The organism is Streptomyces sp. NPDC090077 (assembly GCF_044747545.1).
GTDB lineage: Bacteria > Actinomycetota > Actinomycetes > Streptomycetales > Streptomycetaceae > Streptomyces.
The window spans coordinates 41,568-65,358 of sequence record NZ_JBIVEG010000015.1 but is presented as its reverse complement, the minus strand read 5'-3'; the positions used below and the strand labels follow the sequence as shown (position 1 = coordinate 65,358).

Annotated in this window: 21 protein-coding genes; 10 read left to right on the top strand and 11 right to left on the bottom strand. The window is 73.1% G+C overall.

The window, feature by feature from the left end:
• Window positions 1-4: 4 nt before the first annotated feature.
• From ACIPW5_RS23905 to ACIPW5_RS23885, 5 genes are all read right to left on the bottom strand, one after another.
• Window positions 5-79: a tryptorubin family RiPP precursor gene (locus tag ACIPW5_RS23905; protein ID WP_401248625.1), complete on the bottom strand. Its 75-nt coding sequence runs from the start codon at window positions 77-79 to the stop codon at window positions 5-7.
• Between the two features lie 597 nt (window positions 80-676).
• A complete protein-coding gene (locus tag ACIPW5_RS23900; protein WP_401248360.1) occupies window positions 677-1,138 on the bottom strand; it encodes an ATP-binding protein in 462 nt (153 codons plus the stop codon).
• A gap of 341 nt (window positions 1,139-1,479) precedes the next feature.
• Window positions 1,480-2,379, bottom strand: coding sequence for an acyl-CoA dehydrogenase family protein (locus ACIPW5_RS23895; RefSeq protein ID WP_401248358.1), 900 nt, complete (start codon window positions 2,377-2,379; stop codon window positions 1,480-1,482).
• 6 nt (window positions 2,380-2,385) lie between these two features.
• Window positions 2,386-3,540: an acyl-CoA dehydrogenase family protein gene (locus ACIPW5_RS23890; protein WP_401248355.1), complete on the bottom strand. Its 1,155-nt coding sequence runs from the start codon at window positions 3,538-3,540 to the stop codon at window positions 2,386-2,388.
• 1 nt (window position 3,541) lies between these two features.
• Window positions 3,542-4,735, bottom strand: a complete 1,194-nt coding sequence (locus ACIPW5_RS23885) for an amidohydrolase family protein (RefSeq protein ID WP_401248353.1) — start codon at window positions 4,733-4,735, stop codon at window positions 3,542-3,544.
• A 158-nt stretch (window positions 4,736-4,893) separates the two neighbouring features.
• Here ACIPW5_RS23885 and ACIPW5_RS23880 point away from each other — a divergent pair, with 158 nt between their 5' ends.
• The 4 genes from ACIPW5_RS23880 (at window position 4,894) to ACIPW5_RS23865 (ending at window position 10,246) form a co-directional block, all read left to right on the top strand.
• On the top strand, window positions 4,894-6,543 hold the full coding sequence (locus ACIPW5_RS23880; RefSeq protein ID WP_401248350.1) for a class I adenylate-forming enzyme family protein: 1,650 nt from the start codon (window positions 4,894-4,896) through the stop codon (window positions 6,541-6,543).
• A 340-nt stretch (window positions 6,544-6,883) separates the two neighbouring features.
• Complete coding sequence (locus ACIPW5_RS23875) at window positions 6,884-7,162, top strand: hypothetical protein (RefSeq protein ID WP_401248347.1); 279 nt, start codon at window positions 6,884-6,886, stop codon at window positions 7,160-7,162.
• A gap of 238 nt (window positions 7,163-7,400) precedes the next feature.
• Complete coding sequence (locus tag ACIPW5_RS23870) at window positions 7,401-8,855, top strand: CHAP domain-containing protein (protein ID WP_401248344.1); 1,455 nt, start codon at window positions 7,401-7,403, stop codon at window positions 8,853-8,855.
• Between the two features lie 83 nt (window positions 8,856-8,938).
• Complete coding sequence (locus ACIPW5_RS23865) at window positions 8,939-10,246, top strand: transglycosylase family protein (RefSeq protein ID WP_401248342.1); 1,308 nt, start codon at window positions 8,939-8,941, stop codon at window positions 10,244-10,246.
• A 62-nt stretch (window positions 10,247-10,308) separates the two neighbouring features.
• Here the strand turns inward: ACIPW5_RS23865 and ACIPW5_RS23860 are convergent, their stop codons facing one another.
• Both ACIPW5_RS23860 and ACIPW5_RS23855 read right to left on the bottom strand, forming a co-directional pair.
• Window positions 10,309-11,535 (bottom strand): zf-HC2 domain-containing protein, encoded by a 1,227-nt coding sequence (locus tag ACIPW5_RS23860; protein ID WP_401248339.1) that lies wholly within the window; start codon window positions 11,533-11,535, stop codon window positions 10,309-10,311.
• Entirely contained in the window at window positions 11,532-12,110 is a 579-nt protein-coding gene (locus ACIPW5_RS23855) for a sigma-70 family RNA polymerase sigma factor (protein ID WP_401248336.1), read from the bottom strand. Before ACIPW5_RS23855 ends, ACIPW5_RS23860 begins: the two co-directional genes overlap by 4 nt.
• A gap of 279 nt (window positions 12,111-12,389) precedes the next feature.
• On the opposite strand from ACIPW5_RS23855, the gene ACIPW5_RS23850 reads away from it, so the two are divergent.
• Window positions 12,390-12,905, top strand: coding sequence for an EF-hand domain-containing protein (locus ACIPW5_RS23850; protein WP_401248333.1), 516 nt, complete (start codon window positions 12,390-12,392; stop codon window positions 12,903-12,905).
• A 111-nt stretch (window positions 12,906-13,016) separates the two neighbouring features.
• Window positions 13,017-13,988 carry an immunity 49 family protein gene (locus ACIPW5_RS23845; RefSeq protein WP_401248331.1) on the top strand — a complete coding sequence of 324 codons (972 nt, stop codon included), beginning with the start codon at window positions 13,017-13,019 and terminating at the stop codon, window positions 13,986-13,988.
• Between the two features lie 51 nt (window positions 13,989-14,039).
• Here the strand turns inward: ACIPW5_RS23845 and purU are convergent, their stop codons facing one another.
• Both purU and ACIPW5_RS23835 read right to left on the bottom strand, forming a co-directional pair.
• Complete coding sequence (gene purU, locus ACIPW5_RS23840; RefSeq protein WP_401248328.1) at window positions 14,040-14,921, bottom strand: formyltetrahydrofolate deformylase; 882 nt, start codon at window positions 14,919-14,921, stop codon at window positions 14,040-14,042.
• A 14-nt stretch (window positions 14,922-14,935) separates the two neighbouring features.
• Entirely contained in the window at window positions 14,936-15,382 is a 447-nt protein-coding gene (locus tag ACIPW5_RS23835; protein ID WP_401248622.1) for a hypothetical protein, read from the bottom strand.
• Between the two features lie 196 nt (window positions 15,383-15,578).
• Here ACIPW5_RS23835 and ACIPW5_RS23830 point away from each other — a divergent pair, with 196 nt between their 5' ends.
• Window positions 15,579-17,009 (top strand): ABC transporter substrate-binding protein, encoded by a 1,431-nt coding sequence (locus ACIPW5_RS23830; RefSeq protein ID WP_401248325.1) that lies wholly within the window; start codon window positions 15,579-15,581, stop codon window positions 17,007-17,009.
• Window positions 17,010-17,030: 21 nt separating this feature from the next.
• Here the strand turns inward: ACIPW5_RS23830 and ACIPW5_RS23825 are convergent, their stop codons facing one another.
• Both ACIPW5_RS23825 and ACIPW5_RS23820 read right to left on the bottom strand, forming a co-directional pair.
• The gene (locus ACIPW5_RS23825) at window positions 17,031-18,704 is read right to left on the bottom strand and encodes a hypothetical protein (protein WP_401248322.1); all 1,674 of its coding nucleotides are present in this window, start codon (window positions 18,702-18,704) and stop codon (window positions 17,031-17,033) included.
• Window positions 18,705-18,784: 80 nt separating this feature from the next.
• Complete coding sequence (locus ACIPW5_RS23820; protein WP_401248320.1) at window positions 18,785-20,167, bottom strand: transcriptional regulator; 1,383 nt, start codon at window positions 20,165-20,167, stop codon at window positions 18,785-18,787.
• Between the two features lie 214 nt (window positions 20,168-20,381).
• Here ACIPW5_RS23820 and ACIPW5_RS23815 point away from each other — a divergent pair, with 214 nt between their 5' ends.
• The 3 genes from ACIPW5_RS23815 to ACIPW5_RS23805 all read left to right on the top strand — a co-directional run bounded on the left by ACIPW5_RS23815 (window position 20,382) and on the right by ACIPW5_RS23805 (window position 23,660).
• Complete coding sequence (locus tag ACIPW5_RS23815; RefSeq protein ID WP_401248317.1) at window positions 20,382-21,068, top strand: bifunctional DNA primase/polymerase; 687 nt, start codon at window positions 20,382-20,384, stop codon at window positions 21,066-21,068.
• Window positions 21,069-21,207: 139 nt separating this feature from the next.
• The gene (locus tag ACIPW5_RS23810; protein WP_401248314.1) at window positions 21,208-22,044 is read left to right on the top strand and encodes an ABC transporter ATP-binding protein; all 837 of its coding nucleotides are present in this window, start codon (window positions 21,208-21,210) and stop codon (window positions 22,042-22,044) included.
• Entirely contained in the window at window positions 22,041-23,660 is a 1,620-nt protein-coding gene (locus ACIPW5_RS23805) for a transporter (RefSeq protein ID WP_401248312.1), read from the top strand. Before ACIPW5_RS23810 ends, ACIPW5_RS23805 begins: the two co-directional genes overlap by 4 nt.
• The last annotated feature ends 131 nt before the right edge of the window (window positions 23,661-23,791 follow it).

Below are 23,791 nucleotides of genomic sequence, written 5' to 3'. Positions count from 1 at the left end.
CGGTCTAGTACCAGAAGTACCAGGCGCTCTTCTTGAGGCTCTTCCGACCGGAAACAGCGTTGCGGATGGCGAAAAGCATCTTCATCGCGGTACCCCCTCTCCCTTCCATGGCTCGTGGCCGAATCAAAGGATTACGGGACCCCGCCCAAGACATACCGGCGACGACCCGTTGAGAATGCGCCGCCACCGTAGGCCCCGAATCACCCCCGCTACAACGCCCCCCTGACCTTTATGTACGCTCCTACCAACCCCACCCCCCAATTCCAGCCGCCTTCCCCCGACTTCCCGCCGATTCCCCACCCCCGTGAAACCGCCCCGGCCCCTTCCCCCTCCGCCCTTGCGCGGCCGGCGTCAGGGAGAGCGAGGGCGAGGGCGGGGCGGGGACGAGGGCGAGGGCGAGGGTGAGGGTGCAGCAGGCGGTCATACGGCGAGGCTGCGCGGCGGCAGTGACAGCGGCAGTGACAGCAGCGGCGGCGGAAGCGCCGGCGGAAGCGGCAGCCCGGTGACGGCGGTGGAACCTGCGGGTGGCGGCGTGCGGTCGTGCACGCCCCGAGCGCGGCACGGCAGCCGCCACCCCACGACCCGCACTCGTCAAGGCACAGGACCCTTGGCGTCCCCTCGCGACGAATCGCTCACCACCAGGGTGATCAACAGGTGACGAACCGTCAACACCTCGTTAGAGGTACACGCGCGGTTCCCGCATCAGCCCACAATTTTTCGGCGCCCGCTCTGGAGCCTCCGGCACCCGCTCCGCCGCGCGGTCGACCTCGCACCAGATGCGCTTGCCCGCGCCCTCGCGCTGCCAGCCCCACCGGTCCGCGAGCCCGTCCACCAGCTCGAGGCCGCGCCCGCCGGTGTCCTCCCCGCCGGCCTGCCGCCGGGCCGGGGCGCGGTCGCTCGCGTCGGCCACCTCGACTCGTACGCCCGGCCCCCCGAACAGCATCCGCAGCACGGCCGGACAGCCCGTGTGCACGACCGCGTTCGTGACCAGCTCGGAGATCAGCAGGATCAGCGTCTCGGCGAGCGTCTCGTCGTCCCCCAGCCCCGAGCCCGCCAGCCGCGACCGCGCCCACCGGCGCGCCCGGCCGACCTCGGCGGGGTCGGGTCCTACCTCAAGCTGTACCTGAAGCACCTGCACCGCTCACACCATCCGAACCGGCGGACACTTCGCCTCGCGACAGGATGGGATCACGGACCGTGATCCCCGTGCCGAGCAGCATGGTTGACATACAGTCACCACAACAAGCGCTTCGGGCATATTCCAGCGCGAAGGAGTAGGCGTGGTGCATACTGTGCGACGCTCACGCCGCTCAACCGCTCGCATCGTCGGAGCGTATCGCGGTGCGCCCCCGCCTCCGGGCCGCATCGAGCCGGGCGAAGGACACAAACCGATATCAACTCTCTGTAATCGGACATGCGTCCCGCGCCGTCCCTCCCGTGCCTTCCCGCGCACCCCCGTCACAGCCTGCTATCCCACGGCTAACCCACGGCCGACTCCTCCCGCAGCGCCTCCGCGAGCAGTTCTTCCGCCTCCCGCGCCGTGCGCCACTGCTCCGCCCGGACCCAGGCCCGCTTCAAGTGGAGATGGACGTCCGCCTCCCACGTGAAGCCCATCCCGCCGTACACCTGGAGGCAGTCCCGGGCCCCGCGCACCGCCGCCTCGTCCGCGAGGAGCTTGGCGGCGGCGATCTCGGCCCGGTCCTCGGTGACCGCCGCCGCATAGACCGCGGTACGGGCCACCTCGGCCCGCACCAGCATCCCCGAGCACAGGTGCTTGACGGCCTGGAACCCCCCGATGGGCTGCCCGAACTGCTCGCGCTCCCCCGCGTACCGCACCGCCAGCTCCACCGTCCGCAGCGCGCTCCCGACCTGGAGCGCCGCCGTCAGCAGTGCCCCCGCGTCCCGGAAGCCCTCCGGCGTCCGGCCCCGGGCCCGCCACAGCGGGGTCAGCGGGTCCGCCGAGCGCACCGGCTCCCCGGCCGGGAGCTCCGGCATCCCCAGCACGGCGTCCGCCTCCCCCAGGTGCGCCACCAGCGGCCCCTCCAGGTCGAAGGCCGTCACCACCACCGCGCCCTCGGCCGCCCCCGGGACCGCTCCGGCGGCCAGGTGGGTGGCCACCAGCGGCCCGGGCAGCAGCACCCGCCCGGCCTCCTCGAAGACGAGCACCGCCTCCGGCAGGCCCAGCCCCGCCCCGCCCGCGGACTCCGGCAGCCGGAGCGAGAAGAAGCCCGCGTCGCCGAGCTCCCGCCACAGGGCGCGGTCCACGGACGTGCCGCGGTCCACCGCCGAGCGCAGCGCCTCCCGCCCGTACCGCCCCGCGAGGAGGGCCCGGACGCCCGCGCGCACGTCCTGCTGGTCCTGCGTCAGCCGGAAGTCCACGACCGCTCACCGCCCCTTCGGGAGGCCGAGGATCCGCTCGGCCACGATGTTGTGCTGGATCTGGGAGGTGCCCGCCGCGATGGTGTACGACAGCGAGGAGAGCCGCTCCGCCGTCCACTCCTCCTCCAGGGACAGGGACTCCGCGCCCAGGACCGCCGCGGCCGCCTCGTAGAGCTCCTGCCGCGCGTGCGAGTACGCCAGCTTGAAGACGCTGCCCCCGGTGCCCGGAACGCCGCCCGAGCCCTGCGCCTCGCTGACGTTCCACTGCGTCAGCCGCCACAGCGCCCCGAACTCCCCGTAGAGCCGGCCCAGCCACCGGCGCAGCACCGGGTCGTCCCAGCGGCCGTTCGCCCGTGCGGCCCGGGCCAGCGCGCCCAGCGTCCGCCGGCAGGCGACGACCTCCCCGACGAAGGCGGTGCCGCGCTCGAAGGACAGGGTCACCATCGTGACCCGCCAGCCGTCGTTCTCGGCGCCGACCCGGTTGGCGACGGGCACCCGGACCTCGTCCAGGAACACCTCCGCGAACTCCGCCGACCCGGCCAGGGTGCGCAGCGGCCGGACCGTGACGCCGGGCGCGTCCATCGGCATCGCCAGCCAGGAGATCCCCCGGTGCCTGGGCGCCTCCGGGTCGGTGCGCACCAGCAGCTCGCACCAGTCGGCGACCTCCGCGTGCGAGGTCCAGATCTTGGAGCCGGTGACCACGTACGCGTCCCCGTCGCGCACCGCCCGGGTGCGCAGGGAGGCCAGGTCGGAGCCGGCGCCGGGTTCGCTGAAGCCCTGGCACCACACCTCCTCCCCGCGCAGGACGGGCGGCAGCCAGCGCGCCCGCTGCTCCGGGGTGCCCTCGGCGGCGATGGTCGGCCCGGCGTGCAGCAGGCCGACGAAGTTCGCGCCGACGTACGGGGCCCCCGCGCGCTCGGTCTCCTCCAGGTAGATCAGGTGCTGGGTCGGGGTGGCGCCGCGGCCTCCGGCGTCGACGGGCCAGTGCAGTCCCGCGTAGCCGGCGTCGTACAGCCTGCGCTGCCAGCCCAGGTCGTAGGCGCGCCGGCCGGGCCAGTCGTCGGGCGAGGGCCTGGCGGGCAGCTCGGGCAGCGTCTTGGCGAGCCATTCGCGCAGCCGGGCGCGGAAGTCCTGCTCCTCCTGCGAGTGGGCGAGGTCCACGTCAGACCAGGTCCAGGCCGAGCATGCGGATGGCGTTGCCGCGCATCAGCTTGTACACGGTCTCCTCGTCGAGGCCCTTGACGTGGTCGAGGGCGACCTCCTTGGTGTGCGGGAAGGTCGAGTCGACGTGCGGGTAGTCGGTCTCGAAGGTGGCGTTGTCCCGTCCGACGACGTCCAGCGAGGCGATGCCGTGCTTGTCGCGGAAGAAGCAGCAGTAGATCTGCCGGTAGTAGTACGTGGACGGCGGCTCGGGGATCAGGTCGCGGACCCCGCCCCAGGCACGGTGCTCCTGCCAGACGTCGTCGGCGCGCTCCAGGGCGTACGGGATCCAGCCCATCTGGCCCTCGCTGTAGGCGAGCTTCAGCGCCGGGAACTTCACCAGGACCCCGCTGAAGAGGAAGTCCATCATCGAGGCCATGGCGTTGTTGAAGCTGAGCGAGGCCTGGACGGCGGGCGGTGCGTCGGGGGAGGCGGCGGGCATCTGGGACGAGGACCCGATGTGCATGTTGACGACCGTGCCGGTCTCCTGGCAGACGGCGAAGAAGGGGTCCCAGTAGCCGGAGTGGATGGACGGCAGGCCCAGGTGGGTGGGGATCTCGGAGAAGGTGACGGCCCGCACCCCGCGGGCGGCGTTGCGGCGGATCTCCGCGACGGCGAGGCCGATGTCCCAGAGCGGGATGATGCACAGCGGGATCAGCCGGCCGCCGCTGTCGCCGCACCACTCCTCGACCATCCAGTCGTTGTACGCGCGCACGCAGGCGAGGGCGACCTCCTTGTCGTGGGCCTCGGCGAAGGTCTGCCCGCAGAAGCGCGGGAAGGTCGGGAAGCACAGGGAGGCCTCGACGTGGTTGAGGTCCATGTCGAGGAGCCGGGCCTTGGGGTCCCAGCAGCCGCGGCGCATCTCCTCGCGGGTGATGCCCTCCAGGGTCATGTCGTCGCGGTCGAAGCCGACGGCGGCGATGTTGCGCTTGTACGGGAACTTCAGGTCCTCGTAGATCCACCAGTCGGTCGGCGGTCCGTCGGGGTCCATGGAGATGACGTACTTGCCGCCGGTGTACTCCAGCTCCCCGATCCCGGCGGTGAGGGCCTTGGGGCCGCGGTCGCGGTACTTCGCGGGCAGCCACACGTCGAAGAGGTGGGCGGGCTCGATCACGTGGTCGTCGACGCTGATGATCCGAGGCAGTTCCAGTGCCATGGGCGCACGCTCCTTCTCCCCAATCTGATGCATCGTCAGAAACAAGCTAGCCCCGCCACCCCTGGACCGACAAGCGCCGGAGCCCTACGCTCTGCCCTTGATCTGACTCACCGTCAGCTGGCCTGGGCTCCGGCCGGCACGCCCAGAGGAGGTCCGCGATGACGACCACGGATACGGCGGCGGCTACGGGGGCGGAGGCGGAAACGGCCGCGGGAACGGCCGCGGGAACGGCCGCGGGAACGGCCGCGGCGCGGGACGCGACGGCCACCGCGACCCTCCTCGGCCGGTCCGCGACCCTGTGGGAGCTGATCGCCCGCCGCGCGGACCTCACCCCCGCCGCCACGGTCCTCATCGAGGCCGCCGACGACCCGGCCGCCGACCGCACCCTCACCTTCGGCGCCCTCCGCGACCGCGCCGAACGCGTCGCCGCGGGCCTGTACGGCATGGGCGTGCGCCCCGGCACCGTCGTCGCCTGGCAGCTCCCGACCCGCATCGAGACCGTCCTGCTGTCGGCCGCCCTCGCCCGCCTCGGCGCCGTCCAGTCCCCCGTGATCCCCTTCTACCGCGACCGCGAGGTCGGCTTCGCGCTGCGCGAGTCCAAGGCGGAGTTCTTCGCCGTACCCGGCTTCTGGCGCGGCTTCGACCACACCGCCATGGCCCACCGGCTCGGCGCCCGCGGGGTCTTCGAGGCCTACGCGAACCTCCCCGACGGCGACCCGGCCGTACTGCCCCCGCCGCCCGCCGACGGCACCTCCGTGCGCTGGATCTACTGGACCTCCGGCACCACCTCCGACCCCAAGGGTGTCCTGCACACCGACCGCTCCCTCATCGCCGGCGGCTCCTGCCTCGCCCACGCCCTGCGCCTGACCCCGGCCGACGTCGGCTCGATGGCCTTCCCGTACGCGCACATAGCCGGCCCGGACTACACGGTGATGCTGCTGCTGTACGGCTTCCCCGCCGTCCTCTTCGAGAAGTTCGCGATGCCGGACGCCCTCGCGGGCTACCGCCGCCACCGGGTCACCGTCGCCGGCGGCTCCACCGCCTTCTACTCCATGTTCCTCGCCGAGCAGCGCAAGGACCCCGCCGTGAAGCTCCTGCCGAGCCTGCGGCTGCTGGCGGGCGGCGGCGCCCCCAAGCCCCCGGAGATCTACCACGCCGTGGTGCGCGAGCTGGGCTGCCAGCTCACCCACGGCTACGGCATGACCGAGGTCCCGATGATCACCATGGGGTCCCCGGACGACACCCCGGAGAACCTCGCCACCACCGAGGGACGCCCCCCGCAGGGCATGTCCATCCGCATCACCGCCCCCGACGGCACCCCCCTGCCCGCCGGCGCCGACGGCGAGGTCCGGCTGCGCGGCGAGGCCGTCTGCCAGGGCTACCTGAACCGGCCGGACACCGGCGAGGAGACCTTCGACGCCGACGGCTACCTGATCACCGGCGACCTCGGCCACCTCACCGCGTCCGGCCACCTGGTCCTCACCGGACGCAGCAAGGACGTGATCATCCGCAAGGGCGAGAACATCTCCGCGAAGGAGGTCGAGGACCTCCTCCACCAGCTCCCCGGCGTCGCCGACGCCGCCGTCATCGGCCTGCCCGACGAGGAACGCGGCGAACGCGTCTGCGCCGTCGTCGAGCAGCCGCCCGGCGCCGCCCCCCTCACCCTCCCCCAGGTCACCGCCTACCTCCGCTCCCAGGGGCTCTCCCCGCACAAGCTCCCCGAACAGCTGGAACTCGTCGACGCCCTGCCGCGCAACGACGCCCTGCGCAAGGTGCTGAAGTACCGGCTCCGCGAGCGCTACAGCTGAACCCGAGCGGGATCCGAGCGGGATCCGAGCGGGATCCGAGCGGGATCCGAGCACCGGCTGGCACCAAGGTGACAGGCCCCTTGGTGCCGGTCCGGAACCCTTTCCCGGGACCTGGCGGCCCAGCAGGATGGTGCTCACCGGAACGGCGGCGGGAACGAAACCCGAAGCCGGGGCCACCGGGGCGAACAGCCCCCGAAAGCCCGGACCTCCGCCTTCCGGATCCACCGCACCAGCGTCAGCCAGGGGGCACCGCCATGTCGAGAACCGCTCAGCTCACCGCAGTCCGCACCGCCGCGATCCGCAACGCCGCGGACCGCTCCATCGGGTGGGACTGAGCGGCATGCTCCTCGTCCGACTGCCCCTGGTCAGCCACACCGGGGCACCGGGTACGGAGAACGGGGCGAGCCTCCTCCAGGACGCCCTCTGGGCCCACGCCGGCCCGCAGCACGCCCTCGAACACGTACGGGTACGCCCCCTCCCCGAGGGGATGAGCGTCGCCCTCTTCGTCCGGGCCGAGAGCGACGCCCAGGCACACGAGAAGGCCCGCGCGCTGCTCGCCGCCGTCCTCGGGACGGGTACGGCCCGCCACTACTCCATGGGCCCCCTGATCCCCAACTGACGCACCCGCACCACTCGCACCACCCGCACCACCCTTTTCCGGCCCACCGGCCGCCCGGTCCCCGACCGCTGTTCCTGCAGGGCAGCCGTCCCCACCGGCACCACGGTGCGCGCCGCCCCCACCCTTCCGGCCCGACCGGGCCCGCCCGCGGCACCTGCCCCCGGCACGCCCGCGGCACCACACCGAAACGTCCCGGCCCTGACGCCTCGGGCCGCCATGTCCTCTTGGAGACACCGCCATGACCTCGCGCCGCTCCTCCCGCATGCTCACCGTCGCCCTCACCTCCTTCGTCGCCGCCCCGATGCTGGCCGTGGCCCTGCCCGCGGTCTCGGCGCAGGCCGAATCGACGACGGTCGCCACGATCGCCCGTGCCCAGGTCGGCAACACCTGCGGGGACTACAACTGCCAGTACCCCGGCGCCTGGTGTGCGGAGTTCACCCGCTGGGTGTGGAACAAGGCCGGCGCGAACACCTCCGGCATCAGCGCCGCGGCCGTCAGCATCTACCAGTACGGCAAGAACAAGGGCACCCTGCACGGCTCCCCGCAGGTCGGCGACGCGGTCCTCTACGACAAGGACGGCAACCTCAACGACGGCGAGGCCGACCACGTCAACATCGTCGTCGCGGTCGACGGGGACAACATCCAGACGGTCGGCGGCAACGAGACCGGCGGCGTCCGCTTCCGCTCCTGGTTCAACTGGAAGACCAACTCCAGCCCGGTGGGCGCCGGCCGGGCCCTCGCCTTCATCGGCCCGGCGGGCCTGCCCGAGACCCCCTCGACCCCGGTCAGCAAGGCCGGCGACATCTTCCACGCGACCCGTCTCGTCGACGGCAGCTGGGAAGGCTTCGCCCCGCTGAACGGCTTCGGCGGCGCGGCCTTCTTCAACGCCAGCCAGGAATCCATCGCGGCCACCCCGGACGGCTCCACCCAGACCCTCGCCACCGGCAACGACGGCAAGCTCTACCACACGGCCCGTTACGCGGACCGCACCTGGACGGGCTGGGCCGCGCTCCCCGGCTACGGCGGCGCCGCCGACTTCGCGGCCAAGGACCAGGCGATGGCGGGCATGTCCAACGGCGACGCCAACGTCATGGCCATCGGCAACGACGGCAAGATCTACCAGAACACCCGCTTCAAGAGCGGCTCCTGGTCCGGCTGGTCCGGCGTCGGCACCTGGCAGGCGAAGAAGATCGCCGTCGCCGGCCTTCCCGACGGCAGCACCCAGACCCTCATCATCGGCAACGACGGCAACGTCTACCACGCCACCCGCGCCACCGACGGCACCTGGACCAGCTGGAACGCCCTCCCCGGCACCGGCACCGCCACCACCTTCCAGGCCGGCAACATCGCCATCACCGGCCTCCCCAACGGCAGCACCCAGATGCTCGCCACCGGCAACGACGGCCTCACCTACCACAACATCCGCAACGCCGACGGCACCCTCCAGGGCTGGGCCAAGGTCGACGGATACGGCGGCGCCCCCGGCTTCGCCGCCACCAGCCTCTCCATCGCCGCCATGCCCAGCGGCGACACCCAGATGCTCGCCGTCGGCAACGACGGCAAGGCCTACCACGCCGCCCGCTACGCCAACGGCTCCTGGCAGGGCTGGTGGGCCACCGGCATGGGCGCCCAGAAGGTCGCCATCACCGGCCTCGCAGACGGCAGCGCCCAGATGCTCGCCACCCGCAACTGAGCACCCGGGCCGGCCCACCACGCCCGGTGGGCCGGCCCGCGCCGCGCCGCCCTTCCCCGCCAAGCCAGAGAGAGACCCCAGCGATGTCCCGTACCGCCGCCCGCCGCCCCCGCCTCGCCGTCATCACCGCCACCGCACTCGCAGCCGTCGCCCTCTCCACGGTCGGAGCCGGCTCGGCGCAGGCCGCCTCGGTCGCCACCTGGGACAAGGTCGCGCAGTGCGAGAGCACCAACAACTGGAGCATCAACACCGGCAACGGCTACTACGGCGGCCTCCAGATACTGAAGAGCACCTGGGACTCCTTCGGCGGACGGGCCTACGCCGCCTACCCCCACCAGGCCACGAAGAAGCAGCAGATCCTGATCGCCGAGAAGATCCTCGCCGGCCAGGGCGCGGGCGCCTGGGGCAGCTGCGGCGCGGCCGCCAACCTCGGCTCGGACCACTCGGACCCGTACCCGGGCGACACCACCCCGCCGGCTCCGGTCAGCAAGGCCGGCGACCTGTACCACGCGACCCGTCTCGCCGACGGCAGCTGGCAGACCTTCCAGGCCCTGAACGGCTTCGGCGGCGCGGCCTTCTTCAACGCCTCCCAGGAATCCATCGCGGCCACCCCGGACGGCTCCACCCAGACCCTCGCCACCGGCAACGACGGCAACCTGTACCACACCGCCCGCTACACCAACGGCCAGTGGACCGGCTGGGCGGCCCTGCCCGGCGTCGGCGGCGCGGCGAACTTCGCCGCGAAGGACCAGGCGATGGCGGGCATGTCCAACGGCGACGCCAACGTCATGGCCATCGGCAACGACGGCAAGATCTACCAGAACACCCGCTTCAAGAACGGCTCCTGGTCCGGCTGGTCCGGCGTCGGCACCTGGCAGGCGAAGAAGATCGCCGTCGCCGGCCTTCCCGACGGCAGCACCCAGACCCTCATCATCGGCAACGACGGCAACGTCTACCACGCCACCCGCGCCACCGACGGCACCTGGACCAGCTGGAACGCCCTCCCCGGCACCGGCACCGCCACCACCTTCCAGGCCGGCAACATCGCCATCACCGGCCTCCCCAACGGCAGCACCCAGATGCTCGCCACCGGCAACGACGGCCTCACCTACCACAACATCCGCAACGCCGACGGCACCCTCCAGGGCTGGGCCAAGGTCGACGGATACGGCGGCGCCCCCGGCTTCGCCGCCACCAGCCTCTCCATCGCCGCCATGCCCAGCGGCGACACCCAGATGCTCGCCGTCGGCAACGACGGCAAGGCCTACCACGCCGCCCGCTACGCCAACGGCTCCTGGCAGGGCTGGTGGGCCACCGGCATGGGCGCCCAGAAGGTCGCCATCACCGGCCTCGCAGACGGCAGCGCCCAGATGCTCGCCACCCGCAACTGATCTCCACCACCCCGTACGCGGCTCCGGACCACCGGAGCCGCGTACCCGTGCGTCCCGCTCCGTTACAGCCGGCTCAGCGACGCCGCCGCGAAGAGCACGTCGCGGATCGCCTCCCGGTCGCCGGTCTGGCCGACCGCGGCCTCCTCCGGGGAGATGTGCCCGGCGGCCAGCTGACAGAACTCCAGCCCGTCCAGCGCGACTTCCGCCACAGTGTGGTCCCGCGAGGGCTTCGCCGCCGGCGAGTCCAGGGCGATGTCCCAGCCGCCCCCGCCCGCGCCCTCGATCTCCAGGTGCAGGGTCCGCCCCGGGGCGCCCGCCGCGACCAGGCCGCGCGCAGGGGCCGCCAGGCCCGACCGGCGCCGACCCGCCAGGGCGCCGGGCAGCAGCCGGGCCGCGAGGTCGATCATCCGGTGCAGGTGCGGCCCCGAGGGCGGCTCGTACGGATAGTCCACCGCCTCCGCGATGTCCCACGCGTGCACCCAGCACTCGAAGGCCCGCTCCAGGAAGGCGTCCCCGAGCGGCAGCGCGAAGGCGCCGTAGTCCACGGCCAGTTCCGCCACTCCCCGGCCCGCGAAGGACACCGTCCGCACCAGCGTGTGCCCCTGGGACCGCCAGGGCTCGCGGACCGTGCGGGTCACCGGGTGGGGCGAGGAGTTCCAGAAGTGCTCGGTGCGTTCGGCCGGGCCGCCCGGCGGCGCCTCGGACCCCAGCGGGTCCTCCAGCCCCAGCGCGGTGGCGATCATCCCGTCCACCGTGAGCAGGTGTCCGATCACCCCCGCGACGGTGGTGCGGTGCGAGCGCCCGCGCTCCCCCTCGAACCACTTCAGCCGCACCGGGGTGTGCCACTCCGAGTCGCCGAAGTCCCGCAGCAGCGCGTCGAGCCGGGCCGTCTCGGTGTCGTACGGGGTCGCCCACACGGGTACGGGGATGCGGGCGGGGCGCTTGCCCAGGCAGTCCTCCAGCACCCGCGAGCGCAGCAGCGGCTTGAGGTCGAGGCTCTCCTCCGGGTGCAGCAGGCCCACCGCGTCCCGCAGCCGCAGCGCCTCCTCGGCGCAGGGCGCGCACTCGGTCAGGTGGTCCTCGACGGCCTGGGTCTCCTCCGCGGAGCAGGCGGCCAGCGCCCACGCGCCGAGCAGGGACTTCAGCACGGCGTGCGAGGGCGGTGCGGGCGGCAGGGTCTCGGGGGCGTCCAGGTCGTCACCGGCCGTGCGGGGACCCGGTATCCGTGCGCGGCCGCCCGCCCGCCGCTCGTACGCGTCGTCGGGGGTGTCTTCGGAGGGTCCGGTCATCGGGGCGTTCCGTATCCGCGTGGGCCGTATCCGGGCGGGGCGGTGTCCTCCCGGGGAAGGACGTTGGCGGTCGACAGGAGCTGGAGGCCGAGCCGCAGCCTGCGCCGTGCCTCGTCCTCGCTGATCTGGAGGTCGGCGGCGGCCTGGCGGTAGTCGCGGCGCTTGAAGTACGCCAGCTCCAGGGCGGCCCGCAACGGCGCGGGCATGGAGGTGACGATGTAGTCCGCGCGGGCGGCCGCGTTGGCGCTGCGCACCTTCTGTTCCAGTTCCTCGCGCGAGCCGCGGCCCAGTTCGGCCTGGCGCAGCCGGGCGACGGCCTGGCCCTGGGTGATCCGGGCGACCCAGGAGCGCATGGACCCCTGCTTGGGGTCGTAGGCGTCCGGGTTCTCCCAGATGTAGCCGAAGACCTCGCGGGTGACGCGGTCCGCGGCCTTCTCGTCGCCCAGGACCCGGTGGGCCAGGCTGTGGACCAGCGAGGCGAAGCGGTCGTAGAGCTCGCCCAGCGCCGCGGCCTCACCGCGGGCGAGGCGCTGCTGCATGCGACGGTCCCAGCGCGGTGGAACGTCCTTCGCCATCATGCCTCCAGCCGTGTGTCGACCCGTCAAATGTAGTGGGCAACGGATGGAACGCGCCTGTTTTGCGAGAACCTCCCCCCGGAAGCGCGACCACCGTGCTAGGCGGGCGCGTTGGCACACACGTACGCGCCCCGGCGCGCTCCCCGTGCGCGGGTTCGATGCGGCCACCTCCTTGACCGCTTCGCTTAACGCGCAGGCCACGTAGGCCTTACGCTCCTGCCTGTCTTGATCTGAACCCCGACCGCAGCCCCAACGCACACGTGAAGGCGGAAGCCGAACATGGACAGCGCAGAATACGAGCGCAAGATCGCCGCCCGATTCGCCACCTTCGACCAGGACGGGTCCGGCTATATCGACCGGGAGGACTTCAGCACCGCGGCGAAGGCCGTGCTGACCGAATTCGGTACGGCCGCGCGCTCGGAGAAGGGCCAGGCCGTCTTCAACGGGGCCGAGGCGTTCTGGCAGGGGATGGCCGGGATCGCCGACGTGAACGGCAACCAGCGCGTCTCCCGCGAGGAGTTCGTCACCGGGGCGGCGAAGCGGCTGCGGGACAACCCGGAGCGGTTCGCGGAGATCGCCCGGCCGTTCCTGCACGCCGTGATCGCGGTGGCGGACGAGGACGGCACGGGCGCGACCCCCGCCGCGGCGGCCCGCGTGCTGCGCGTCCTCGGCACCGAACCGGCCCTGGCCGGCGTGGTGGCGGCGGCCCTGGACGCGGACGGCGACGGCCGCATCTCGGAGGACGAGATCCTGCGGGCCTTCGCCGGCTACTGCGGCGTCGACCCCGACGCCTGAGCCGCCCCGCCGTCCGGCCTCCCGAGCCCCGGGGCCGTCCCCCCGGGCTCTGTCCGAGCGCGCTGATAGCGTGCCGCAACCGGCCGGAACGATCACGGGAGGCGGCTCGACATGCAGGACGGCGGACGAGAAGTGGAACGGCACCCGGTGGGGGAGGAGCGGACGGCCCAGGCCCTCCGGGACATCGTCACGCTGACCTGGATGCGGCACGCCCGCCTGGAGTCCGACCCTTCCCCCGAGCGGCTGCGGAGCCTGTCCGAGGAGATCCTCGACCACGTCGCCGCCCGCACCGCGGAAGGCGGACGGCTCGGCGAGGAGGCCCGGACCGCGCTGCACACCGCCGCGCAGTGCGACCTCGGCGCCCTGGGCGCCGGCTGCTTCCCGAACGGCGACCAGGAGGTGCCCCTCCCGCTGATCGACGAGACGCTCAGCAGCGAGGACCTCGACTTCGCGAGCGCCGTCACGGCGGCCCCCACCGCGCGGACCTGGCTCGACGCCTTCGAGACCACCGTGGTCAGCGGCCTGGTGTGGGACTGGAAGAAGGTCACCGGCCTGCTGCTGCGCAACGACTACGCGCCCGCCGTCCGCAACGGGGTGCCGTACTCGCGCCACACCTCGCACTCGGAGCCCGGGGACCTCGCCGCGATGGACGCCCTGTGCGGCTACCTCGCCGGGAGCACCAGCCACCTGCCCAGCGGCTGGCCGACCGTACCCCTGTGCAAGCCGGACGCCGTCACCCGCGCCGCGGCCGCCGCCGCCCTGGACGCCGCCGGCCCGCTGACCGCGGACCAGCGGCTGCTGCGCGTCCTCCTCGACGACGACCGGGCGGCCTTCGAGGCGGCCCTCGCGGACCGGCTCGCCGCCCACCGCGAGAGCGCGGCCGCCGAGGCCGACCCCGCACCCCGGACCCTGCTGCCGCTGGGCCCGCTGGTGCTGGCCGCCCTCGCGGTCCAGACGCACCAGTGGGAGCTCGGCGTCCGCTCCGGCTACCTGCCGCCCGAGCTGCTCGGCTTCACCGACGCGATGCAGCTGGCCGGCCGGTCGCAGGTGAACGGGCTCGGCGGCTGGGTCGCGGCCCGGTAGGGCGGCCGGGGCACGCGCCCGAGGGCCGTGCCCCGCACCCGCACCCCGCCGCTACGCGAAGACGACGGTCCGGGAGCCGTTCAGCAGCACCCGGTGCTCGCTGTGCCACTTCACGGCCCGCGCCAGGGCCTGGCACTCCACGTCCCGGCCGATGGCGACCAGCTGGTCGGGGGTGACCTCGTGGCCGACCCGCTCGACCTCCTGCTCGATGATCGGGCCCTCGTCGAGGTCGGCCGTCACGTAGTGGGCGGTGGCGCCGATCAGCTTCACACCGCGCGCGTGCGCCTGGTGGTACGGCTTCGCGCCCTTGAAGCTCGGCAGGAAGGAGTGGTGGATGTTGATGATCCGCCCGCTCAGCTCCTTGCACAGGGTGTCCGACAGCACCTGCATGTAGCGGGCGAGCACCACGAGCTCGACGTCCTGCTCGCGCACCAGCTCCAGGAGCCGCGCCTCCGCGTCCGCCTTGGTGTCCTTGGTGACCGGGATGTGCACGAAGGGGACGTCGTACGAGCCGACCAGCTCGGCGAAGTCGGTGTGGTTCGAGACCACCGCCGCGATCTCCACCGGCAGCGCGCCGATCCGGGAGCGGAACAGCAGGTCGTTCAGGCAGTGCCCGAACTTCGACACCATCAGCACGATCCGCATCCGCTCGTCCGAGCGGTGGATCTGCCAGTCCATCCGGAAGGAGTCGCCGATCGCGGCGAAGCTGGCGCGCAGCTTCTCCACCGTCACGGCGGGCTCGGCCTCGAAGTGCACCCGCATGAAGAAGAGCCCGGTCTCGCGGTCTCCGAACTGCTGACTGTCCACGATGTTGCAGCCGGTCATGAAGAGGTAGCTCGACACGGCGTGCACGATGCCCTGCTTGTCGGGGCAGGAGACGGTCAGGACGTACTGGGCCTGGGCCGGGGCCTGGGGCTGTGGGTGTGCGCTCATGACGGCACAGCCTTTCACACCGCGCGGGTCAGCATTTTCAGCACGTCGACGGAGCTCGGACGCTCGTCCGGGTCCTCCCCGTCCGCCGTCGACATCCGTACGTGCGCCTCGCGCGCCGCGCGGACCGCCTCGGGCCAGTCCTGGTGGCCGAGGTACGCGGTGACGGGCGCGTCGGGACCGACCTGGTGGAGGATCCGCAGCACCTGCAGCACGGCGTGGTCGACCAGGGCCGCCTCCTGCGCGTCGCGGAAGATCGTGCCCACGTACTTGTCGGCGGACCAGCTGTCGAGCCAGGTGTCCTCGACGAGCCGGTACACGGCGTCGGTGACGTCCCCGTAGCCCTCGGCGCCCGTCAGCCAGACCTCCTCCTGGAACACCGGGTCGGAAAGCATGTGCAGCGCCGAGCGCACGTTGCTGCGCCAGCGCCACCACGGCATGTCGTTGAGGGGCATGCCGCCCATGGTGGAGGAGCGGCCGCCGCGGCGGGAAGAGTTCTTCGAACCTTGGGCGAATGTCACGCTTTCGATCGTACGTTCCCGGCCGGTGCGATCTTGAAGCACCTGTGCGCGCCCGCTCCCCCGCAATTCACCTCGATGTCACCGTTTGTTGTGTCCATCTCATCGCCGAGTTACCCGCGGGGCGGAAGGGTCGGTGGACATGACCAATCACCGACGCGCAACTGCCTTGTCCCGCATGCTCATTGCCACGGCGACAGGCGCGTGTCTCCTCACCGCGTGCGGGGTGGTCCCCGGTGGCTCGGGGGGCTCCGGGGACTCCCTCACGGTCATGACCTTCGCACCCATCGGAACCAAAGCGACCAACATGGCCGGAATGCCGGGAATGGCAAAGGCCTACGAGCGGTGGGTGAACGCCAACGGCGGCATCAAGGGCCGCAAACTGCGCGTGATCACCTGCAACGAGAAGAACACCGCCACCGGCGCCGCCGACTGCGCCCGCAAGGCCATCACCGAGAAGGCCGTCGCCGTCGTCGGCTCCTACAGCCAGCACGGGCGCGCCTTCATGGCCCCGCTGGAGGCCGAGGGCATCCCGTTCATCGGCGGCTACGGGGTCTCCCCCGAGGAGTTCCAGAGCCCGCTGTCCTTCCCGGTCAACGGCGGGCAGCCCGCGCTGCTCGCCGGCGCCGGCCACCAGCTCGGCAAGGCCTGCTCCCAGGTGTCCCTGGTCCGCCCGGACACCCTCGCCGGCGACACCATGCCGGTGCTGCTGAACGCAGGCCTGAAGACCAACAACACGCCGGAGGCCTCGGACATCCGGGCCGCCGAGGACTCCGCCGACTTCAAGCCGCAGGCCCGCGAGGCGCTGACCGGCAGCCCGTCCGCGCCGTCCACCCCGTCAGCCCCGTCCTCCACCCCCGGCGGCACGCCGGGCACCACCACGGCCACGACCCCCGCCACGACCCCCGCCACGCCCTCCGCCCCAGCGTCGCCGTCGCCGTCCAAGGACCCCAAGCCCGGGAAGTCCCCGGCCGCCGACACCGCCAAGGACCGGAGCTGCGTGACCGCCGTCCTCGGTGAGCGCACCGAGATCTTCTTCGACGCCTTCCGCCGCGTCGACACCCAGCGCAAGACGCAGATCTCCTCCGTCCTCGGCAGCATCAGCCAGGCCCTGGTCGACCGCACCGGCGGCAAGGAGAGCCCCTTCGAGGGCGCCTACGTCACCAGCTGGTACCCCGTCTCCACCGACCCGCTGTGGGCGCCGATGCGCAAGGTGATCGCCGAGCAGGCCTTCGGCGACGACGCCGTGGACCCCGACGACAGCGGGGCCCAGACCACCTGGATCGCGTACGGCGTCCTCAACCAGATCGTCCAGCGCTTCAAGAGCGGCGAGGAGGTCACCGCCCGCAAACTGACCCGGGCCCTCAACCAGTCCCCGGGCGTCCAGACCGGAAACCTCACCCCCGAGCTCAGCTGGCGCTACCAGGACATGCGCGCCGTCGCCGGGTTCCCGCGCCTGGTCAACGGCCGGGTCAGCTTCCAGACCGTCCAGGCGGGCCGCCTGGTCGCCCAGGTCGGCGAGCAGAACCTGGACATGACCCCGACCCTGGAGCAGGCGCCCCGCTCGGCCTGACCCGGGCGGGGCGGCCACCCGTCACAGCTGGGACTTGTCCCGCTTCGTGAGGCCGTACTTGGCGGCGATCGTGTTCCACATGGTCGCCGCCGACTCCTTCGACCGGGTGGCCTCGGCGCTGGACTTGTTGCCGTCCTGTGCGTCGTCCGTCACCTTGGCCTTGCCGTCCTTGCAGCCGCCCTTGTCGCGTGCGGCGCCGTCCGCCCAGTCCGCGTAGCTGTTGTCGGCGTCCGCGGAGGCCTTCCACGCCTTGGTCAGGCTCGCGGAGAGCCGGGCATTGTTCGGGAGCAGGTCGATCTTGAGCTCCTGGAGCCGGGTGACCAGCCCCTCCCGCTGCTGGGCGGCCTCGCGCAGGTCCTGGGCCGCCTGGGCCAGGTTCTTGCAGTCCTTGATGTCGTCCACGGCCTTGATCACCGTGGTCCGGCTGTCGCTGGCGTCCGCGAGCAGCTTGTCGAGCTGGACGGCCTGCGGGCGGGCCGGGTCCACCGCCTCCCCCGGCGCCGCGCCCGAGTTCGCGGAGCCGCTGGCGGCGGGGGCCACCGCGCCGGGGTCGGTGTTCTGGGCCTTGCCGTCGCTGAGCATGGCGCCCACCCCGAGCCCGGCCACGACCAGCCCGAACACCGCCGCCGCGATGACGGCGGGCGGGATCCGGCGCGCGGGGGCGGGCGGCGGGGGCGGCGCGTACTGCTGCTGCTGTTGCTGTTGCTGTTGCTGCGGCAGGGGCTGCTGGGGAGGCTGCGGCTGCTGGGCCCGGCGCGGCCCGTACCGCTGCGGCGGCGCCGGCGGCGGGGTCCGGACCGGTCCCGGGTCCTGGACCGGCGGCAGCTGCTGGGTGTGCCCGGCACCGGCACCGGTGTCGCCGTCGGCCCGGAACAGCGCGTCGAAGCCCTCGGCGGGGCCCGCCGCGGGGGGCGCCGCAGGGGGGCCTGCGGGGGCCGCGGACATCGGGACCTGCGCCATGTGCTGGGTGGCCTGCTCGTGCAGACCGGCCGCCGGAACCGGCGGGATGTACTGCGTCGCCTGCTCGGCGGGGGCCGCCGCGGACATCGGGACCTGCGCCATGTGCTGCGTGGCCTGCTCGTGCAGACCGGCCGCCGGGACGGGCGGGATGTACTGGGTCGCGGCGTCGGCGGGGACGGGTGGGATGTACTGCGTCGCCGCGTCACCCGGGACGGGCGGGATGTACTGCGTCGCCGCGTCACCCGGAACCGGCGGAATGTATTGCGTCGCCGCGTCACCCGGGACGGGCGGGATGTACTGCGTCGCCGCCTGCTCGTGCGGGGCCGCCGGGACGGGCGGGATGTACTGCGTCGCCGCGTCACCCGGAACCGGCGGAATGTACTGCGTCGCCGCGTCCGGCAGCGGCGGGTAGCCGTAGCCGTGCGGGTCCCCCGGCCCCTCGAAACCCGGGCCGACGACGTGGCCCGCCGGCGGCGGGTACCCGTACGCGGGCTGCCCCGGCTGCGGCGGCGGCTCGTACGCGGACTCGTACGGCCCGGAGTACTGCTGCGCGGCCGGCTGCACGGCCGGCTGCGCCTGCGGGTCCTGACCGGGCGGGTACCCGTACGCCGGGGGCGTGCCCCACGCCTCGCCGGGCTGCGGCCCCGGCTGCTGCGGGTAGCCGGGAGCGGGCACCGGCGGTGCCTGATGCGGCGTCCCGGGCTGGGGGACGCCCCCTTGTCCGTTCTCCGTCACCGGGACTCCTTCTGCCTTCTCCGACCGGCCCGAACGCACGGAACCGTCGGATCACGCTACCCGGTCACGCCGTGATCACGTCAGGCCGCCTGAACCTCCAGCCTCGCCCCGAACTCCCGGACGGCCGGTTCCTCCCGGTACGGCTCCAGCCGCGCCCGGAAGTCGTCCAGGTACTCCGCACCCCGGCGCGAGCGCAGCGAGCCCAGCAGTTCGGCGGCCTTCGTCGCCGTCTGGCAGGCCTGCTCCACCTCCCGCTGCTGCACCTGCGCGGCCGCGAGCAGCAGCAGCCCGATGGCCCGGCGGCGCGCCTTCGTCGCGGGCAGGTTGCGCAGCGCCTCCTCGGCGCGCCTGCCCGCCGCGTCGGCCTGGCCGAGGTCCCGGTGGCAGTGCGCCAGCTCGTCCGCCAGGTAGGCCTGGTCGAAGTGGCGGATCCACACCGGGTCGTCGCCGGACTCCGGCTCGGCCCGCTCCAGCGCCGTCACCGCCCGCCCCGACAGCACCGCCGCCGCCCGGGCGTCGCCCAGCAGCGCGTGCCCGCGCGCCTCGGCCGCGTAGAACATCGCCTCCACCCGCGGGGTGACCTGCCCGCGCGTGCCCTCCTGCGCGGCCCGCGCCAGCTGCGCGATCTCCCGCGGATTACCCAGCTCCGCGGCGAGGTGGCTCATCGACGCCGCCAGCACGTAGCCCCCGTACGCGCGGTCGCCCGCCGCCTGGGCCATCCGCAGGGCCTGGATGTAGTACCGCTGGGCCAGACCCGGCTGCCCGGTGTCCACCGCCATGTAGCCCGCCAGCTCGGTGAGCCGGGCCACCGCCGCGAACAGGGCCCGCCCGACCGGCTCCCGGTACGAGCCCGCGATCAGCCCCGAGACCACGGAGTTGAGGTAGTGCACCACCACGGGCCGCACGTGCCCGCTGCCGAAGCGGTGGTCGAGGTCGGTCAGCGCCTCGGTGGTCGCCCGCACCGCCTCCACGTCCGACATCCCCACCCGTGCCCCGCCGCTGCGGGCCACCTGCGGGTCGGCGCCGGTGATCAGCCAGTCGCGGCTCGGCTCGACCAGGGCGGAGGCCGCCACGCTCGACCCGGAGAGGAAGTCGCGGCGCCCCACGTCGCTGCGCCACAGCTCGCAGACCTGCTCGATGGCGCCGACGACGGTCGGGGAGAACTGCAGGCCCACCCCGGAGGCGAGGTTCTTCCCGTTGGCCATGCCGATCTCGTCGATGGTGACGGTCCTGCCCAGCTTGCGGCCGAGGGCCTCGGCGATGATGCCGGGCGCCCGGCCGCGCGGCTGCTGGCCCCGCAGCCAGCGGGCGACCGAGGTCTTGTCGTAGCGGAGATCGAGGCCGTGCTCGGCCCCGCACATGTTGACGCGCCGTGCGAGCCCGGCGTTGGAGCACCCGGCTTCCTGGATGAGCGCCTGCAGCCGTTCGTTCGGCTGGCGCGCTACGAGAGGCCTGGCTGCCATGAAAACCCCCTGAGGCCGCGGGTGATCGTTCGAATGATCACTTCCCGCCTGAAGTGCCGAGAATCTTCCGCTCTGCGACGTGTCGTTACCCAACGACCGCGCCCCGGCCTCCCACGCGCCCCCGCACGTGCACCCGTGCGCCCCGTATGCAGGATCGATGCAGCGCCCACCGGCTGGTTTACCCCCGTAACCCGCCGTGACCCGGGGAGTTGTGATGGGCGTGGAAGAGACCATCACAGTCACGGAGACCGCGCCCATCCCCCAGCAGCGCGGCGAACAGCTGCTGGACCATGCCGTGCGGTACGTGGAAGAACGCCACTGGGACGTCTTCGCCGGCACGTGGCTGGAGCCCGGCGACGGCCGGGAAGTGTGCTCGTGCGGGGCCGCCGAATGCCCGGCGCCCGGCGCCCACCCCGCGGTCAAGGACTGGCAGTCGCTGGCCACGGGCAGCGCGGTGGGCGTGCGCCGGATCTGGGCCAAGCACCCCGGCGCCTCCATCCTGATGCCGACCGGCCGCACCTTCGACGCCCTCGACGTCCCCGACTCCGCCGGCTTCCTGGCGCTCGCGCGGCTGGAGCGCACCGAGCGGACCCTGGGCCCGGTCGCGCTCACCCCCGACCACCGGATGCTGTTCTTCGTGCTCCCGGGCGCCGGCGCCAAGGTGCCGGACCTGGTGCGCAAGCTGGGCTGGCTGCCGCACGCCATCGACCTGGTCACGCGCGGCGAGGGCCAGTACGTGGCCGCTCCGCCGACCCGCTTCGGCGGCAGGGGCCCGGTGCAGTGGGCCCGCAAGCCCACGCCGGCGAACCGGTGGCTGCCGGACACCGAGGAACTGATCGACGCGCTCGCGTACGCCTGCGGCAGCGAGGCGGCCGCGGCCCGCAACCGCCGCAAGGCCTGACCCCGTCCCGCACCCCGCTCCCCCCGCCCGCTGACATACGTGTCCGCAAGTTCATGACATTCGTAACTGCTGGTGCCTCTCCCCCTGCTCCTATCGTGAGGAAAGTACGACCACGGGGAACAGAACGAGAGGCAGGCGCATGCCGGACCAGGGTTATGCGGCGGGCGGTACGGGCGGCGGGACGGGCGGTGGCGCGCGACCCGCGCAGCCCGCGGCCGCCGTGCGGGTGGAAGGACTGTGGAAGCGGTTCGGCGAGCAGGTGGCCGTCGGGGGCATCGACCTGGAGCTGCCGGCCGGCCGCTTCATCGGGCTCGTCGGCCCCAACGGCGCCGGGAAGACGACCACGCTGTCCATGGTGACCGGGCTGCTGCGCCCGGACTCGGGCACGGTGTTCGTCGCCGGCCACGACGTCTGGGCCGACCCCGTCGAGGTCAAGACCCGCATCGGCGTCCTGCCCGAGGGACTGCGGATGTTCGAGCGCCTCTCCGGGCGCGAACTCCTCGGCTACATGGGCCGGATGCGCGGGCTGCCGGGCGAGGAGACCGACAAGCGCGCCACGCAGCTCCTCGACGTGCTCGACCTCGCGGGCTCCCAGCACAAGCTGGTCGTCGACTACTCGACCGGCATGCGCAAGAAGATCGGCCTCGCGGCCGCACTGCTGCACAACCCCGAAGTCCTCTTCCTGGACGAGCCGTTCGAGGGCGTCGACCCGGTGTCGGCGCAGACCATCCGCGGAGTGCTGGAGCGCTACACCGCCTCCGGCGCCACCGTCGTCTTCTCCTCCCACGTGATGGAGCTCGTCGAGTCGCTCTGCGACTGGGTGGCCGTCATGGCGGGCGGCCAGATCCGCGCCGCCGGCCCGCTGGCCGACGTACGGGGCTCCGCGTCCTCCCTCCAGGAGGCCTTCCTCGAACTCGTCGGCGCCCGCGACCACGCCGCCGGCGACTCCCTCGACTGGCTCGGCGGCGCACGATGAGCGCCGCCGCACCCGCGGTCGGCGGGGCCTCCCTGACCTCGCTGTTCGTCCGCCTGAAGCTCTCCCTCATGCGCAACGGCCTCAAGGGCTCGTCGAAGCGCAGGGCCGTGTGGATCACCAGCCTGGTGATCTCGCTGCTGTTCTCCCTCTTCGTCACCCTGTGCCTGGCCATGCTGCACGGCCACGTCCACGCCGGCACCGTGGTCGTCCTGCTCGCCGCGATCCTCGCGCTCGGCTGGACCGTGATGCCGCTGTTCTTCCCGACCGGCGACGAGACCCTCGACCCGAGCCGGCTCGTGATGCTGCCGCTGCGCCCGCGTCCGCTCGTACGGGCCCTGCTGGCGTCCTCGCTCATCGGCACCGGCCCGCTGTTCACGCTCTGCATCGCCGCCGGCTCGGTCGCCGCGGTGGCGCACGGCCCGGCGGGCATCGCCGCGGCCGTGCTCGGCGCCCCGCTCCTGCTGCTGGGCTGCGTGGCCCTGGCCCGCGCCGTGGCCACCGCGAACGTCCGGCTGCTGTCCAGCCGCAAGGGACGCGACCTCGCGGTGCTCAGCGGCCTGCTGATCGCGATAGGCGCCCAGGTCGTCAACTTCGCCAGCCAGCGCCTGTTCCAGCAGGGCGGCCTGGCCGCGCTTGAGCCGGTCGAGGAGGTCGTGCGCTGGCTGCCGCCGGCCACCGCCGTCGGCATGGTCGACTCCGTCAGCAACGGCGCCTACGGCACCGCCGCCGCCCAGCTCGCCCTCACCCTGGCCGCCCTCGCCGCCCTGCTGTGGTTCTGGGAGCGCAGCCTGACCAGCCTGATGGTCACCCCGGACGGCTCGACCCTCGCGGCCGCCAAGCCCGAGAAGGACCGCGGCACCGGCAGCGGCCTCTGGTCCCTCCTGCCGGGCGGACGCACGGGCGCCGCCATGCAGCGCACGCTGCGCTACGCCGTGCGCGACCCGAAGACGAAGTCGGCCTGGGTGTCCTCGCTGGCGGTCGGCATGATCGTCCCCGTCTTCAACGCCCTCCAGGGCACCGGCTCGGTCTACCTGGCCTGCTTCGGCGCGGGAATGCTCGGCGTGCAGATGTACAACCAGTTCGGGCAGGACACCTCCGCCTTCTGGATGGTCGCCCAGACCATCGCCTCCCCGCGCGACGCCTACGCGGAACTGCGGGCCCGCGCCGCCGCGCTGGCGCTGGTCACCGTCCCGTACACGGTCCTCGTCACCGTCGTCACCGCCGCCCTGGTGGGCGACTGGTCCGCCTTCCCGGCGGCGGCGGGTCTGGCCCTGGGGCTGCTCGGCTCGATGCTGTGCACGGGCGCGCTGGTCTCGGCGCACTTCGCCTACTCCATCCCGTCGGAGGGCGCGTTCAAGAACGTCGCCCCCGGGCAGGCGGGCCTGGCCTGGCTCGGCATCTTCTGCGGCATGATCGCGTCCGCGGTGATCTGCTCCCCGGTGATCGCCCTGACCATCTACATCAGCCTGGCGGACGACCCCGGCACCCTGTCCCTGCTGGCCCTCCCCCTCGGCATCGCCTGGGGCACCCTGGCCGCCTGGGCGGGCATCCGCCTGGCCGCCCCGGCGGTCGCCCGCAAGCTCCCGGAAATCCTCACGGCGGTCAGCAAGGGCTGACCTCCCCGACCCGGAAGAGGGGGGGGGGGGGCGGGGGGGCCCCCCCCCCCCCCGGGCGGGCCCCCCCCGCCCCCCGGGGGGGGGCCCCGCCCCGCGCCAGCGAACCGCCGGCCCCGGCCCGGAGGGGTGGC